General features: G+C 70.8%; 15 protein-coding genes and 1 tRNA gene. 11 read left to right on the forward strand and 5 right to left on the reverse strand.

Translation table 11 applies throughout. The annotated features are described in order from the left end of the window. Window positions 1-13 precede the first annotated feature (13 nt). Both ACFVYE_RS03130 and ACFVYE_RS03135 read right to left on the reverse strand, forming a co-directional pair. The gene (locus tag ACFVYE_RS03130) at window positions 14-424 is read right to left on the reverse strand and encodes a hypothetical protein (protein WP_389604131.1); all 411 of its coding nucleotides are present in this window, start codon (window positions 422-424) and stop codon (window positions 14-16) included. Beyond that, window positions 313-1,203, reverse strand: a complete 891-nt coding sequence (locus tag ACFVYE_RS03135) for a cysteine desulfurase family protein (RefSeq protein ID WP_389603803.1) — start codon at window positions 1,201-1,203, stop codon at window positions 313-315. The genes ACFVYE_RS03130 and ACFVYE_RS03135 overlap by 112 nt, the downstream gene beginning before the upstream one ends. Before the next feature lie 352 nt (window positions 1,204-1,555). Here ACFVYE_RS03135 and ACFVYE_RS03140 point away from each other — a divergent pair, with 352 nt between their 5' ends. The 6 genes from ACFVYE_RS03140 to ACFVYE_RS03165 all read left to right on the forward strand — a co-directional run bounded on the left by ACFVYE_RS03140 (window position 1,556) and on the right by ACFVYE_RS03165 (window position 4,452). After that, the gene (locus ACFVYE_RS03140; RefSeq protein WP_389603805.1) at window positions 1,556-2,074 is read left to right on the forward strand and encodes a MauE/DoxX family redox-associated membrane protein; all 519 of its coding nucleotides are present in this window, start codon (window positions 1,556-1,558) and stop codon (window positions 2,072-2,074) included. Next, entirely contained in the window at window positions 2,074-2,619 is a 546-nt protein-coding gene (locus ACFVYE_RS03145) for a hypothetical protein (protein ID WP_383978355.1), read from the forward strand. Before ACFVYE_RS03140 ends, ACFVYE_RS03145 begins: the two co-directional genes overlap by 1 nt. Window positions 2,620-2,694: 75 nt before the next feature. Then, window positions 2,695-3,033 carry a hypothetical protein gene (locus tag ACFVYE_RS03150; protein WP_383978352.1) on the forward strand — a complete coding sequence of 113 codons (339 nt, stop codon included), beginning with the start codon at window positions 2,695-2,697 and terminating at the stop codon, window positions 3,031-3,033. A gap of 128 nt (window positions 3,034-3,161) precedes the next feature. Beyond that, window positions 3,162-3,740 carry a hypothetical protein gene (locus ACFVYE_RS03155; protein WP_383978350.1) on the forward strand — a complete coding sequence of 193 codons (579 nt, stop codon included), beginning with the start codon at window positions 3,162-3,164 and terminating at the stop codon, window positions 3,738-3,740. Next, window positions 3,737-4,171, forward strand: a complete 435-nt coding sequence (locus ACFVYE_RS03160) for a hypothetical protein (protein WP_383978347.1) — start codon at window positions 3,737-3,739, stop codon at window positions 4,169-4,171. The genes ACFVYE_RS03155 and ACFVYE_RS03160 overlap by 4 nt, the downstream gene beginning before the upstream one ends. Then, window positions 4,168-4,452 carry a hypothetical protein gene (locus ACFVYE_RS03165; protein ID WP_383978344.1) on the forward strand — a complete coding sequence of 95 codons (285 nt, stop codon included), beginning with the start codon at window positions 4,168-4,170 and terminating at the stop codon, window positions 4,450-4,452. Before ACFVYE_RS03160 ends, ACFVYE_RS03165 begins: the two co-directional genes overlap by 4 nt. A gap of 60 nt (window positions 4,453-4,512) precedes the next feature. Here the strand turns inward: ACFVYE_RS03165 and ACFVYE_RS03170 are convergent. Next, a tRNA-Sec gene (locus tag ACFVYE_RS03170) sits at window positions 4,513-4,605 on the reverse strand. Between the two features lie 98 nt (window positions 4,606-4,703). Here ACFVYE_RS03170 and selD point away from each other — a divergent pair. The 5 genes from selD (at window position 4,704) to ACFVYE_RS03195 (ending at window position 12,668) form a co-directional block, all read left to right on the forward strand. Beyond that, entirely contained in the window at window positions 4,704-5,720 is a 1,017-nt protein-coding gene (gene selD, locus ACFVYE_RS03175; RefSeq protein WP_383960844.1) for a selenide, water dikinase SelD, read from the forward strand. Between the two features lie 4 nt (window positions 5,721-5,724). After that, window positions 5,725-7,071 (forward strand): L-seryl-tRNA(Sec) selenium transferase, encoded by a 1,347-nt coding sequence (selA, locus tag ACFVYE_RS03180; RefSeq protein WP_389603809.1) that lies wholly within the window; start codon window positions 5,725-5,727, stop codon window positions 7,069-7,071. Then, window positions 7,004-8,872 (forward strand): selenocysteine-specific translation elongation factor, encoded by a 1,869-nt coding sequence (gene selB, locus ACFVYE_RS03185; RefSeq protein WP_389603811.1) that lies wholly within the window; start codon window positions 7,004-7,006, stop codon window positions 8,870-8,872. The genes selA and selB overlap by 68 nt, the downstream gene beginning before the upstream one ends. 184 nt (window positions 8,873-9,056) lie before the next feature. Then, window positions 9,057-10,985: a 1-deoxy-D-xylulose-5-phosphate synthase gene (dxs, locus tag ACFVYE_RS03190; protein WP_383960837.1), complete on the forward strand. Its 1,929-nt coding sequence runs from the start codon at window positions 9,057-9,059 to the stop codon at window positions 10,983-10,985. A gap of 171 nt (window positions 10,986-11,156) precedes the next feature. After that, entirely contained in the window at window positions 11,157-12,668 is a 1,512-nt protein-coding gene (locus ACFVYE_RS03195; protein WP_383960835.1) for an amino acid permease, read from the forward strand. A gap of 1 nt (window position 12,669) precedes the next feature. On the opposite strand, the gene ACFVYE_RS03200 is transcribed toward ACFVYE_RS03195, so the two are convergent. Then, window positions 12,670-13,080, reverse strand: coding sequence for an NTP pyrophosphohydrolase (locus ACFVYE_RS03200; RefSeq protein ID WP_389603813.1), 411 nt, complete (start codon window positions 13,078-13,080; stop codon window positions 12,670-12,672). Window positions 13,081-13,119: 39 nt separating this feature from the next. Continuing rightward, window positions 13,120-14,208: an LCP family protein gene (locus tag ACFVYE_RS03205; protein ID WP_383960829.1), complete on the reverse strand. Its 1,089-nt coding sequence runs from the start codon at window positions 14,206-14,208 to the stop codon at window positions 13,120-13,122. Window positions 14,209-14,253: the final 45 nt, after the last annotated feature.

Raw genomic sequence — 14,253 nt, forward strand, 5'->3', positions numbered from 1 at the left:
CAGCTGGAAGTGGTCACCCCGGTGTGACGGCGGCGGCGCCGCGTGCGCCCCGTACGAGGGCCCGCGCGGCCGTCCGCATGTCATCCTCGCCGGTGTACCTGCCCAGGCCCAGCCGTACGGTACGGCTCGCCTGCGCCGCCGACAGCCCGATCGCCGTCAGTACGGGTGACGGCGCGCTCGCACCGGTGTGACAGGCCGCGCCCGCCGAGAACGCGACCTCGGGGACCGCGGCCGCGAGTGCGGCGGCGCCGGTGGCGGGCAGGGTGAGACTGAGATTCCCCGCGAGGCGGTGCTCCCGCGACCCGTTCAGCCTCAGCCCGGGGATCCCCTCGACGAGCAGGTCGAGCAGGAGATCGCGCAGGCCCCGGATACGGGCCGCGTCGCTCTCCCGCTCCTTGAGCGCCAGTTCGGCGGCGGCGCCCAGCGCGACGATGCCCGGCACGTTCTCCGTCCCGGCGCGCAGCCCGCGTTCCTGGCCGCCCCCACCAACCGCGGGGCGGGCCCGGGGGTTCCCGCCCGCACGTACAGGGCACCGACCCCCTTCGGCGCGTACATCTTGTGTCCCACGACGCTCAGCAGATCCACACCGAGCGTGGTCACGTCGGTGACGACCGTGGCCAGGCTCTGTGCCGCATCGGTGTGCAGCGCGATGCCGCGGCCCCGGACGGCCCGCGCGATGTCGGACAGCGGCTGGACGGTCCCGATCTCGTTGCTGGCGTGCATCACCGACACCAGGACCGTGCCGGGCACTGCGGCGCGCGCCACGTCGTCCGGGTCCACGAGCCCGTCCGTGCCGACCGGCAGCCGGGTGACGCGGAAGCCGTCCTGTTCTAGCTGTGCGCAGGCCGCCAGGGTCGCGGGGTGGTCGATGGCCGAGGTGACGACATGGTCTCCGCTCCCGGCCGCCCGCCTCGCGTAGGCGGTGCCGGCCAGCGCCAGTTGGTTGCTCTCGGTGCCGGACGAGGTGAACACGACCTCCTCGGGCCGCGCCCCGATCAGCGCGGCCACCTGAGCACGCGCCCTGCCCACCGCCTCGGCCGCCGCTCTGCCGTAGACGTGGGAGCTCGACGGATTGCCGAATTCGCTGGTGAGGTAGGGCAGCATGGCGTCGACGACGCGCGGGTCGACCGGTGTCGTCGCCTGGTGGTCCAGATAGACGGGCCGGGGCAGTCCGTCCGTAATACCGACCGGTACCTGTTCCACCGTCAAATTTCTTCCTTTTCCGGTCTGCGATCTGCGGTCTCCGGGCGACATCCCTGATCGTTGGTCCTCATGGGGCGTATTTCAAGGTCTGCAGCGAAGGCGGAATGGGAAACGCCCTTGTGGAAGCGGCGGTTTCGCTTCCGCAAGAGCGCGAACGGTGGCTCAACTTCCTTGAACTGTGGGGCTGTTGTGACCTCTTGACGCTCCAGTTGGCCGTGGGCATGATAATCCGCGGTGGGCCCCGGAGGCATCCGTTTCCTGTCGGCGTGGCAGCGGTATTTCCGGAATTCGGCACCGTCGGAACCATGCGGTGTGAAGCAGGGGGGTTGTTTTGTCGATGGTTGATGTGGCCATGACCTTGGTGAATGCCGGGGTGGCCGCCGTTTTCCTCCGGGCGGCCGCAGCGAAGACCGTCGGTCCGGGCGTAGCCGCCTCCGCGGTGCAGGAACTCCTGGGCGGACGACTGCGCCCCTCTGACAACGCTGTCCGACTGGTCGCGATCCTGGAGCTGGCGACGGTGGCGCTGTTGGTCATTCCATCCGGCCGTGCCGTCGGCTATGCGACCACCGGGGTGCTCGGGGTGTTGTTTGCTGTCATGGGCATGACTGGCAAGCTGCGGGGCAGCGACCGCCCGTGCGGCTGCTTCGGCATCGCCGACAGCAAGCCCCTCGGAACGGCCAACATCGTGAGCGGCCTGGTCTTCGTCGCTGTGGCGGTCGCCGGCCTGCTCGGACCGGCCGCCGGCGGCGGTACGGCCGCCATGACGGCCGTGCTCACCTCCGCCGTCTCCAGCGGCTGGCTCCTGGTCACGCACCGGACCGCCGCGCGGACGGCCTACCGCACGTTCCTTCGGCGATGGGGATCGGCCTGATGACGATCGTTCTGGCATGCGCACTGCTCCTCCTGACGGCGGCCGTCGTCGTCCTGTTCGCGATGATGGGCGAGCTCGCGTCGCGGACGGCCGCCGCGCCCGCGGCCGCCTCGACCACTGTCTCCCCGCTGGAGGAGTACCGACTCGGTGCGGTGGTCGACGAGTGGCCGGAGCCCCTCGCGGCGCTCGGCGCCGGGCCCCGCAGCGTCGTGCTGGTCCTCAGCACCATCTGCGCGAGCTGCGCCAAGGTCGCGGCGCAGCTCTCCGGGGGCGCACTGACCGGCGTGACGGGCTCCGTCGGTGTCGCGATCTCCTGCGCCGAGCAGGCCGACGGGGACGACTTCGTCCTCCGGCACGGCCTCGCGGACCTTCCGCACCTCGTCGACGTGCGCGGTGCCTGGGTCGCCGGCAGCTTCTCCGTCGCCCAGAGCCCCACCGCGCTCGTCTTCGACAACGGTGTCCTGAGCGCCGGCTACCTCTTCACCTCCGTGGACGAACTGCTGCGCGAGGTCGGCCTGACCGGCGGCGCCCGCGCCGTCGTCTGACGCGCGACGACACTCCCTGCTGTGGTCCGCGGCACCCGTCACGGATCCGAACCGATGAACAGAAGGAGTACCGGCATGCGTTTTCCGCTTCTCTCGAAATCAGCCAGAGCGGCCGGCCCGGACACGGACGGTCCGCAACTCCGGCTCGGCCGTCGCAAAGTGCTCGGTGGCGTCGGGGCGAGCGGCCTGATGGCCGCCGCCGGGATCTTCGCCGGCGCGGCACCCGCAGCGGCCGACAGCGACAACTGCTGCAACCTCGCCAACAAGCCCGGCAGCGCGGGCTACACGACCATGACGTACTGCCGTGCGCACATGTCCTACCTGTGGGGCTGTTCGATGAGCGGCACCCTGCACTGCAGCTGCTGCGAGACGGCCGGCAACGCCAAGTCGTCCTTCGAGTGCAAGTACAACTGACCGAGGTGGCCTGAGGGCGGCCCACGCTCCCGGCCCGGACACGAAGGAGTCGACACCGGATGGTGACGTGGCTCGTGATCGCCGGCATCGCGGCGATCCTGCAAGTCTTCAGCCCTTGAGGCCAGTCGATGGCCGGGGTCGCCGGCCCGATGCTGAAGCGGAGCAGACCTCGTGGTACCCGGTTCCTCGTCGGCCTGCTGGCCGGAGAGGCCGCCGCCGCCGGTCTGATGTCGCTGGCCGTGTACGTGCTGGGGGAGGGCCTGGCCCTGATCCTCGGCGCGCCGTGGCGTGAGTCCCTGACCGCAGTCGCCCTCGTGGTGTTCGGCGTCGCCGATCTGGCGAACCGTACGCCGCACATCTGGCGCCAAGTGCCTCAGGAACACATACGGACCATGCCTCCCGGCATGCTCGGCCTGACCTGGGGCTTTGATCTGGGGCTGCTGTTCACCACACAGAAGTCCACTTCCCTGACCTGGGGTGTGCTCACGGCAGCGCTGCTGCTTCACCCCGCGTCGTCGCCGCTGCTGCTGGTCGGCATGGCGCTGGTGGGGGTGGCGGCCGTGACGGTGCGCAGTGTCACCTGGTTCTTCCTTCCGACCACCCGGTTCGGGGACCGCGTACGGCCGTGGTTCCCGTGGATGCGGCGCGCGGCCGGACTCGGCCTCGTGCTCATGGGTGCCTACACCGTCTGGACGGCCTGGCGATGAACAGTTACACGAAGGCCCGGGACCCCCGGGGACACATCGCCCTCACCCGGTTCGAGTGCCGCACGGCGCTGAACATGGTCGTCGTGCTGCTCATGCACATGCGCATCAAGAAAGAGGTCCGGCGCGTCGCCCCCGGCTTCGTGGGCGCCGCACCGGTCGTGCTGTGGAAACACCGCACGATCCTCAGTGTCACCCTCTGGCGGACGCTGGAGAGCATGTACGCGATGGGCGAGGTGCAGAGCCACATCCTCGCCTCCCGCGTGCCGCACAAGCTGGGGATCCGCACCACCAGTGGCCTCTTCCCGTACGGGGGCGACTGGAAGAACCTGCTGTTCGAAGCGACGGTCACCGATGTCGACCCGCTCCACGAGCGGGAGCGCGACCCGGCGACCGACGCACCCACATCGGCCCGGAAGGGGCACACACCATGACCCGTACTCCCACCGACAGGGGGGTGGCGTTCGTCAAGGACCAGGCGGACGGCACCCATCTCGTATACGTGGCGCTCGGCGTCGCGTCGGACGGAAGCCCGCAGGAGGTCTTCGCCGTCCACCGCACGACGGCAGGCGTCAGCCTGGCGATCGACCCGGCCGTGCGCATGATCCCCGCAGGCGGACTGCGCCGCACCAGCGAACCCGTCCGCGTCTTCGGCGAGGGCGACACCGTCCAGCTCATGCCCACGGCCAATGACATGGGCGTGCTCCTGACCTAACAGTCAGCCGCCGCGGGGTCCGCGACACCACGGTGTCACGGACCCCGCGGCGGCTCTCGGCGGAGACGGACGGGAATCGAACCCGCCGGACGGAGATACTCCGCCCCACCCGCTTTGAAGGCGGGGAGGCCCACCAGGAACCCTGACGCCTCCATGTACACAATAAGCCAACTTCTCCGCGCCGCCGGGCACTTGGCCCCGCCGCCCGGTCCTGGCACGGACACGAAGAACTCAAGGGCAGGGAAACCGCTTTGGACGCCACTTCCACGGCAACGGTCCGACTCACCCGGTACGCACGCGGCGGCGGCTGCGCCTGCAAGATCCCGCCGGGCGAACTGGAGGCCGTCATGGCCGCCGTGGACACCCCTGCGCCAGGACGGCTGCCCGTGGGCGACCTGGTGGTGGGGACCGAGAACGGCGACGACGCCGCCGTGGTGACCACACCAGGCGGCACCACTCTCGTCATGACCACGGACTTCTTCGGCCCCGTCGTCGACGACGCGTACGACTGGGGCCGCATAGCCGCGGCCAACGCGCTGTCCGATGTGTACGCGATGGGCGGGACCCCCGTCGTCGCCGTCAACCTGCTGGCCTGGCCGCGCGAGAGCCTGCCGATGGAGCTGGCCGCGGAAGTCCTGCGCGGCGGCGCCCGGATCGCCGCGGAGGCCGGCTGCCACCTCGCGGGCGGGCACAGCATCGACGACGCCGAACCGAAGTACGGCCTCGCCGTCACCGGGCAGGCGGACCCCGAACGGCTGCTGCGCAACGACGCGGGCCGCCCCGGTATGCCGCTGTCACTGACGAAGCCGCTCGGAGTCGGTGTGCTCAACACCCGCCACAAGGCGACGGGTGAGCACTTTCCCGCGGCCGTGGCGGCCATGACCACCCTCAATGCCGCCGCGTCACGCGCCGCCCTCGACCACGGCGCCGTCTGCGCCACCGACGTCACCGGCTTCGGCCTCCTCGGCCACCTCTACAAGCTCGCCAGGGCGAGCGGTGTCACGGCCGTCCTCGACCCGGCGGCCGTCCCCTACCTCGACGGTGCCCGTCAGGCGGTACGGGACGGCTTCGTCAGCGGCGGCACCCGCCGCAACCTCGCCTGGGCCGGGCCGCACACCCGTTTCGGCGCCGGGGTGTCCGAGGACGAGCAACTGCTGCTGGCCGACGCCCAGACCTCCGGCGGCCTCCTGATCGCGGGCGAGATCCCCGGCGCCCCCGTCATCGGCCATCTCGCGCCGCTCGGCGACCACTTCGTGACCGTAGGCTGAATCCATGGCGCCCGAATCTCCCGCCCCTGTCGCACCCCGGCGACGGGTGCCGCGCACCGACACCGTCCTGGCCGACCCGCGCCTGTCCGAAGCCGCGGCACGGCTCGGCCCCGCCCTCGTCAAACAGGCCGTGCATCGGGCTCAGGACAAGGTCAGGGCCGGCGAGGTGACGCCGGACCGGATCGGCGATCTGGCCGTTGGCCTCCTGCCGGACCACGCGACCACCCTGCGCCCCGTGCTGAACGCGACCGGGGTCGTCATCCACACCAACCTCGGCCGGGCCCCGCTCTCCGCTCAGGCACGCGCGGCGGTGGACATCGCCGCCGGTCATGTGGACGTGGAGTACGACACGGCCACCGGCCGCCGCGACCGGCGCGGCCGGGCGGCACTGGACGCCCTTCGTGCGGTCGTGCCCGACGCCGAGGACGCCCATCTCGTGAACAACGGCGCGGCCGCGCTCGTCCTGGCGGCCACGGCGCTGGCGCAGGGCCGGGAGATCGTGGTCGGCCGGGGTGAACTCATCGAGATAGGCGACGGTTTCCGGCTGCCCGACCTCCTGGTCAGCACCGGCGCGAGACTTCGCGAGGTGGGCACGACCAACCGGACCCACCTCGGCGACTACCGGGCCGCCGTCGGCCCCGACACCGCCTTCGTGCTCAAGATCCATCCTTCCAACTTCCGTGTCGAAGGCTTCACTTCCGCCGTGTCCGTCGCCGAACTGGCCACGCTCGACGCGCCCGTGGTGGCCGACATCGGCTCGGGCCTGCTCCGCCCCGACCCGCTGCTGCCCGCGGAACCGGATGCCGCCACCTGGCTCCGCCAGGGCGCCGCTCTGGTCACCGCCAGCGCCGACAAACTCCTCGGCGGACCCCAGGCAGGGCTCCTCCTCGGCACCACGCAGCTGATCGACCGGCTCCGCCGCCATCCGCTCGCCCGCGCCCTGCGTGTCGACAAGCTCACCCTCGCGGCCCTGGAGGCGACTCTGCGCGGCCCGGAGCCGCCCGTGCGCCGGGCCGTGCACATCGACCCCGAGCGGTTGCGGGAGCGCAGTGCGACGCTCGCCGCCGCGCTCACCGCCCGGGGGCTCGTCGCCACCGTCACGCCGCACCCGGGCGCCGTCGGAGGCGGCGGAGCCCCCGGGCTCGCCCTGCCGGGTTTCGCCGTACAGGTCTCCGAGGCCCTCGCCGCCCCGCTGCGCCGGGGCCGGCCCGCCGTCGTGGGCCGCACCGCCCACGGCGCGCTGCTGCTCGATCTGCGCTGCGTCCCCGAGGAGCGGGACGGCGATGTCCTCACGGCGACCGTCGCCGCCGCCCGGAGCACGGGGCTGCTCGACGACCGCGCGGGCGGGTGACGCCGTCGTGCACGTCGTGGCCACCGCGGGACACGTCGACCACGGGAAGTCCACCCTCGTACGGGCGCTGACCGGCATGGAGCCCGACCGCTGGGCCGAGGAGAAGCGGCGAGGCATGACCATCGACCTCGGGTACGCCTGGACCACCCTGCCCACCGGCGAAACCCTCGCCCTCGTGGACGTGCCGGGCCACCAGCGGTTCGTCCCCAACATGCTGGCGGGCGTCGGTCCGGTACCGGCCGTGCTGCTGGTGGTCGCCGCCGACGAGGGCTGGAGCAGGCAGACGCAGGAGCACGTGGACGCCCTGCGCGCCTTCGGCGTCCGCGACGGTGTCCTCGTCGTCACCCGGGCCGATCTCGGCGACGGAGCACTCGCGGTCGAGGAGGCCAGGGACCGGCTGTCCGGCACCCCGCTGTCCGGCCTGGAGGCCGTCGTCACCAGCGCGCCCACCGGAGCGGGCATCCCCGAACTCCGCCAGGCGCTCGGCAGACTGGCCGCAAGGCTGCCGAAACCCGCCCCCACCCCGCGCGCACGGCTGTGGATCGACCGCGTCTTCACGGTGCGGGGCGCCGGCACGGTCGTGACGGGCACGCTGGGCACCGGCACCCTCGCACGCGGTGACGAGCTGCTGCTGTGGTCGAGTCGTCGGCCGGTCAGGGTCAGGCAGCTGCAGAGCCTCGGCGAGAGCGTGGACCGCGCCGAGGCCGTCGCCCGCGTCGCCGTGAACCTCCGCGGCCTCGACCGCGACCACGTCCGCAGGGGAGACGCCCTGGTCGCGCCCGGCTGGTGGGCGGGCGCGCGGGAATTCGACGCGCGGGTGAACTGGCTCGCCGACTGCCGGTCCGGTGAGCTGATCCTGCACGCGGGGTCCGCCGCCCTGCCCGTACGGGTGCGCCGCCTCGGCGACGGCACGGCGCGGATCCGGGCGGAGCACGACCTGCCCATCGACGTCGGGGAACGGGCGCTGCTGCGCGACCCGGGGCAGCGCCGGATCGCTGCCGGACTCGTCGTCCTGGACACGGATCCGCCGCCGCTCGCCCGCAGGGGCGCCGCCGCCCGGCGCCACGCCGACCTTGCCCGCCGTCCCGACCGCCCCGACCCGGCCGCGGAGATCGCCCGGCGCGGCGCCGTACGCCGCGCGGCGCTGACCTCGTCCGGCCACCTGGCCCCCGACCGGGAGGCGCCGCCGGGCACCGACGAGGTCGCCGGCTGGCTCGTCGACGTGGCGTGGTGGCGACACCGCCGGGAACTGCTGGCGGCGGCCGTGCGGGAGCGGGCTGCCGGCCATCCGCTCACCCCAGCCCTGCCGCGGGAGACCGCGCTGCGCCTGACGGGCCTGCCCGACACCGCACTGCTGGACGCGGCGGCGGACGGGCTCGGCATGGTGAGGGACGGATCCGGGTTCCGGGAGGCGAACGTGCGTCCCCTCCTGTCCGACCGGGCGCAGGGCGCACTCGACACCCTCTGCGCGCGGCTGAACGGCGATCCGTTCGGCGCCCCCGGGCAGCCGGAGCTGGCAGAGCTCGGCCTCACCACCCCGCACCTGCGCGCGGCCGTCGACCGAGGCCTGCTGTTCCGCGTCGAGCAGGGCGTGTACGTGCACCCCGACGCGCTGCGCCTCGCACTGGCCCGGCTCGCGGCGCTGCCCCAGCCGTTCACCCTCAGCGCCGGCCGCCGGACGCTGGGCACCTCCCGCCGGGTCGCCGTACCCCTGTTCGAGCTCCTCGACCGGCTCGGACACACCCGCTCCGCTCCCGACGGACTCAGACACCTGGTCGCGAGCGGCGACGCGACTCCCTGACGCCATGTGACCTCGTACGTGTTCACCGGAACACACGAAACGCAAGAGAGATCAAGAGATAAGGGGCGTTTCCCGCCGAAGGTGTGACACACGAATGTCCCCCTGACGAACGCCGTCCTGTGCGGAACATTAGACTCTGCGGATCGGCAAGAAGTTCGACCGGCTCATACGCAAGGAGGCACGGGTGCCGTTGCTGACCCACATCAGGGGACCGCGCGACCTGGACCGGCTCGGCCCGGAGCAGCTCGGCCAGCTGGCGGACGAGATCAGGACCTTCCTCGTCGACGCCGTGTCCAAGACCGGCGGCCACCTGGGACCCAACCTCGGTGTCGTCGAACTCACCATCGCGCTGCACCGCGTCTTCGAATCCCCGAAGGACCGGGTCCTCTTCGATACGGGCCACCAGTCGTACGTGCACAAGCTCCTCACGGGCCGCCAGGACTTCTCGAAGCTCAAGAGCAAGGGCGGCCTCTCCGGCTACCCCTCGCGAGCCGAGTCCGAGCACGACATCATCGAGAACTCGCACGCCTCCACCGTGCTCGGCTGGGCCGACGGCCTCGCCAAGGCCAACGAGGTGCTGGGCAAGGACGACCATGTCGTCGCGGTCATCGGTGACGGCGCACTCACCGGCGGTATGGCCTGGGAGGCGCTGAACAACATCGCCGCCGCCAAGGACCGCCCCCTCGTCATCGTCGTCAACGACAACGAGCGCTCCTACGCCCCGACCATCGGCGGCCTTGCCAACCATCTGGCCACCCTGCGCACGACCGACGGTTACGAGCGCTTCCTGGCCCGCGGCAAGGACATCCTGGAGCGCACCCCCGTCGTCGGGAAGCCGCTGTACGAGACGCTGCACGGCGCCAAGAAGGGGCTGAAGGACTTCATCGCCCCGCAGGGCATGTTCGAGGACCTCGGTCTGAAGTATGTCGGTCCGATCGACGGCCACGACATCGAGGCCCTGGAGTCCGCGCTCCAGCGCGCCAAGCGCTTCGGCGGGCCCGTCATCGTGCACTGCCTCACCGAGAAGGGCCGCGGCTACACCCCCGCCCTGCTCGACGAGGCCGACCGCTTCCACGCCGTCGGCAAGATCCACCCCGACACCGGCCTGCCCGTCTCCACCTCCGGCCTCGACTGGACCTCCGTCTTCGGCGAGGAGATGGTCAAGCTCGGCAGGGAGCGCAAGGACATCGTCGCGATCACCGCGGCCATGCTCCAGCCGGTCGGCCTCAGCAAGTTCGAGGAGGCGTTCCCGGACCGGATCTACGACGTCGGCATCGCCGAGCAGCACGGCGCGGTCTCCGCGGCCGGCCTCGCCACCGGCGGACTGCACCCCGTCTTCGCGGTGTATGCCACCTTCCTCAACCGTGCCTTCGACCAGGTCCTCATGGATGTTGCCCTGCACAAGTGCGGTGTGACGTTCGTCCTGGACCGTGCCGGTGTCACCGGCACGGACGGCGCCTCGCACAACGGCATGTGGGACATGTCGATCCTGCAGTGCGTGCCCACCCTCCGGATCGCTGCCCCGCGCGATGCCGATCAGGTCCGCGCCCAGCTGCGCGAGGCCGTCGAGGTCGACGACGCACCGACCGTGGTCCGCTTCTCCAAGGGCGCGGTCGGCCCGGCGGTCAAGGCCGTCGGCAGGGTCGGCGGTATGGACGTCCTGCGCGAGCCCGGCACCATCCGGCCGGACGTCCTCCTGGTCTCCGTCGGCGCGCTCGCCCCGATGTGCCTGGAGATCGCCGATCTGCTGGACGCCCAGGGCATCTCGACGACCGTCGTCGACCCGCGCTGGGTCAAGCCGGTCGACGAGGCCATGGCCCCGCTCGCCGAGCAGCACCGGGTCGTCGTCACCGTCGAGGACAACAGCCGGGCCGGCGGCGTCGGCTCCGCGATCGCCCAGGCTTTGCGCGACGCCGGCGTGGACGTACCGCTGCGCGACTTCGGCATCCCGCCGCGCTTCCTCGACCACGCCTCCCGCAAGGAGGTCATGGCCGAGATCGGACTGACCGCGCCGGACATCGCCCGTCAGGTCACCGGCCTGGTCGCCAAGCTGGACGGCCGCTACGAGACGGACACGGACAGCAGCTCCATGATCGAGCCCGTCCGCGACTGACCCGTACGACCCGGCCTCGCGGCCGGTACGCGATACGGCCAATGGGCCGGTCGGCCACCCTGTACGAGTGGTCCGACCGGCCCATTCGCGTGAAATCGTCCGGTGCGGAGCCCTGCGCCGCAGATGCGGTCCCAATCATGGCGTACACGACGAGTGCGTGGAGGTACGCCGGTGACTGCCCAGCAGGACACACCACCCAGCAGTGGCGGACTGTTCCGGACCAAGACGGTCGAACAGTCCATCCGCGATACCGAGGAGCCGGAGCACGCGCTCAAGAAGTCCCTCTCCGCGCTGGACCTCACAGTCTTCGGAGTGGGCGTCATCATCGGCACCGGCATCTTCGTGCTCACCGGCAAGGTGGCCAAGGAGACCGCGGGCCCCGCCACCGCCCTCGCCTTCGTGGTCGCGGCCATCGTCTGCGCCCTGGCCGCGCTCTGCTACGCCGAGTTCGCCTCCACCGTCCCGGTCGCCGGCTCCGCGTACACCTTCTCGTACGCTTCTCTCGGCGAACTGGTCGCCTGGATCATCGGCTGGGACCTGGTGCTGGAGTTCGCGCTCGGCACGGCGGTGGTGGCGGTCGGCTGGTCCGGTTATGTCCGCTCGCTGATGGACAACTTCGGCTGGAGCATGCCCGAAGGGCTCTCCGGACCCGATGTGGCGAAAGGATTCGGCTTCGACATCCTGGCCTTCGCCCTGGTACTCGTGCTGACCGTCGTGCTGGTGCTCGGCATGAAGCTCTCCGCCCGGATCACCACAATTGTGGTCGCCATCAAGATCGCCGTGGTCCTGATCGTGATCATCGCGGGACTGTTCTTCATCAAGGCCGCCAACTACTCGCCCTTCATCCCCGAGGCACAGCCACAGCCCTCCGGTTCCGGACTGACCGCGCCGCTGATCCAGCTGATCTTCGGATATGCGCCCACAAACTTCGGTGTCCTCGGCATCTTCACCGCCGCCTCCGTCGTCTTCTTCGCCTTCATCGGCTTCGACGTGGTCGCCACCGCCGCCGAGGAGACGAGGGTTCCGCAACGTGACATGCCACGTGGCATCCTCGCTTCGCTCTTCATCTGCACCGTGCTCTATGTCGCCGTGTCACTGGTGGTCACGGGCATGCAGCACTACAGCGAGCTGTCGGTCGAGGCCCCGCTGGCCGATGCGTTCAAGGCCGTCGGCCATCCCGTCTACGCGGGATTCATCAGCTTCGGCGCAGCGATCGGCCTCACCACGGTCTGTCTGATCCTGCTGCTCGGGCAGACCCGGGTGTTCTTCGCGATGAGCCGCGACGGTCTGCTCCCGAGGTTCTTCTCCGTGACGCACCCCCGCTTCGGCACCCCGTACCGCCCGACCATCCTGCTCGGCGTGATCATCGCGATCGTCGCGGGCTTCACGAGCATCAACGAACTGGCGACGCTGGTGAACATCGGCACGCTCTTCGCGTTCGTCGTCGTGGCCCTGGGCGTCATGGTGCTGCGTCGCACCCGCCCCGATCTGCACCGCGCGTTCCGCACCCCGTGGGTGCCGCTGATCCCGATCCTCTCGGTGGCCGCCTCGGTCTGGCTGATGCTCAATCTGCCGGCCGAGACCTGGCTGCGGTTCGCCATCTGGATGGCCATCGGCGTGGTCATCTACTTCGCGTACGGGCGCAGGCACAGCCGGATCAACGATCCCGTCGGCCGGCCGTAGATCAGTCGCTGCGCGATGGAGGCAGCGGCCGTACAGCACGGGGGCCCACGCACTGCGCTCCGTACGCTTCCACCCGCTGCCGCAGCCCCCGGTCGGCGGTGACGACCACACAGATACGGGCCGTCGGACGGGACATGGCATCGGCGACCAGCTCGGCGATCCGGTCGTCACCGCTCCCGGGCGCCGATTCCACCCGTACCCCGGGAAGCGATTCGACGCCCCGGGCCGCGCCCTCGACGACCAGGATCAACTCGGCGGGACCGGGAAAGGAGTCCAGACCGTCCACGGCGAACGGGACCAGCGAATCCCGCAGCCGTACGGCCGCCCCACGCCGGTCCCGCCACCATCCGTCCGGTACCGACCCGACCACATTGGCCGCGTCGACGATCACCAGGGCCGGTTCGCTCAGCATCCCCGAAGGGTGCCATGTGCCGACCGCGGCCGGAGACCGTCAGCCGCCGGTGGCCGGGGACTTCTTCGCGGACTCCGGGATCGTGGCGTCCTCGCGGATCGCCTTCCACAACGTGTCGGCCTGCGGCTGCGCCGCCACGACCCGGTTCGGATCGGCCTTGTCGTACGCCACCGGGAGCATGATCGTCTCCATCGAGGCGGGATCGACGCCCTGCATGGAGCGGGCGAACTTCGAGAGCGACGTCAGCGAGGCGAGACCGTCGTCGGTCGTCAGTGACTTGGTCGCCGAGTTGGCGATCTTGTACGTGTCAGTCGGGCTGCTCAGCAGATCCTGCGACTTGACCTCGCTCAGCAGCGCCAGCAGGAACTGCTGCTGCAGCCCGATCCGGCCGAGGTCGCTGCCGTCCCCGATGCCGTGCCGGGTGCGTACGTAGGCGAGTGACTGGGTGCCGTCGAGCTTGTGCGGCCCCGCGGTGAGGTCGAGGCCGGACGACTTGTCGTGGATGTCCTGCGGAACATCGACCGTGACGCCGCCTATCGCGTCGACCAGATCCTTGAACCCGGCGAAGTTGATCTCCAGGTAGTGGTCGATCCGGACCTTGGACATCTTCTCGACGGTCTTGACCACACAGGCAGGACCGACCTGCGAATAGACGGAGTTGAACATCACGCGGTTCGCCGACGGAACGGCCGAACCGTCGGCCTTGGTGCACTCGGGCCGGGTCACCAGGGTGTCACGGGGTATGGACACGGCGACGGCCTTGGTGCGGCCCTCGGGAATGTGCACCACCATCGCGGTGTCGGACCGGGCACCGCTGACGTTTCCGCCGCCGCCCAGCTCCTTGTTCTCGGCACCGGCCCGCGAGTCGGAGCCGAGTACCAGCAGGTTCTGACCGGTGGTCGGCAGCTTCTCGGGGCGGTCGTCGCCGAGCGCCTTGTCGATGTCGACGCCCTTGATGTTCCCGTCGAGGCTGCTGTAGAGCCAGTAGACGGTGCCGCCGCCGGCGAGCAGCAGGACGAGCAGGACACCAAGGGTGATCTTGAGGCCGCGGCGGCGCTTTCGGGGGGCCCGTCTTGACTGGCGGTCATGGGATATGTGCGATCCGGTGCCAGTGGTCTGATCTGTCATGGATTTGTCTGATTCTTCCGTCGGGACACGCCTGAATGCGTGCGG

This window comes from Streptomyces sp. NPDC058239 (genome assembly GCF_042882185.1).
Classification (GTDB): Bacteria; Actinomycetota; Actinomycetes; order Streptomycetales; family Streptomycetaceae; genus Streptomyces.

What these genes read in the sequence shown, in the direction of transcription:
- ACFVYE_RS03140 (WP_389603805.1), top strand. Translation starts at nt 1,556, where the DNA reads ATGACCTTGGTGAATGCCGGGGTGGCCGCCGTTTTCCTCCGGGCGGCC.
- ACFVYE_RS03145 (WP_383978355.1), top strand. Translation starts at nt 2,074, where the DNA reads ATGACGATCGTTCTGGCATGCGCACTGCTCCTCCTGACGGCGGCCGTC.
- ACFVYE_RS03150 (WP_383978352.1), top strand. Translation starts at nt 2,695, where the DNA reads ATGCGTTTTCCGCTTCTCTCGAAATCAGCCAGAGCGGCCGGCCCGGAC.
- ACFVYE_RS03155 (WP_383978350.1), top strand. Translation starts at nt 3,162, where the DNA reads ATGGCCGGGGTCGCCGGCCCGATGCTGAAGCGGAGCAGACCTCGTGGT.
- ACFVYE_RS03160 (WP_383978347.1), top strand. Translation starts at nt 3,737, where the DNA reads ATGAACAGTTACACGAAGGCCCGGGACCCCCGGGGACACATCGCCCTC.
- ACFVYE_RS03165 (WP_383978344.1), top strand. Translation starts at nt 4,168, where the DNA reads ATGACCCGTACTCCCACCGACAGGGGGGTGGCGTTCGTCAAGGACCAG.
- selA (WP_389603809.1), top strand. Translation starts at nt 5,725, where the DNA reads ATGGCGCCCGAATCTCCCGCCCCTGTCGCACCCCGGCGACGGGTGCCG.
- selB (WP_389603811.1), top strand. Translation starts at nt 7,004, where the DNA reads ATGTCCTCACGGCGACCGTCGCCGCCGCCCGGAGCACGGGGCTGCTCG.
- ACFVYE_RS03200 (WP_389603813.1), bottom strand. Translation starts at nt 13,080, where the DNA reads ATGCTGAGCGAACCGGCCCTGGTGATCGTCGACGCGGCCAATGTGGTC.
- ACFVYE_RS03205 (WP_383960829.1), bottom strand. Translation starts at nt 14,208, where the DNA reads ATGACAGATCAGACCACTGGCACCGGATCGCACATATCCCATGACCGC.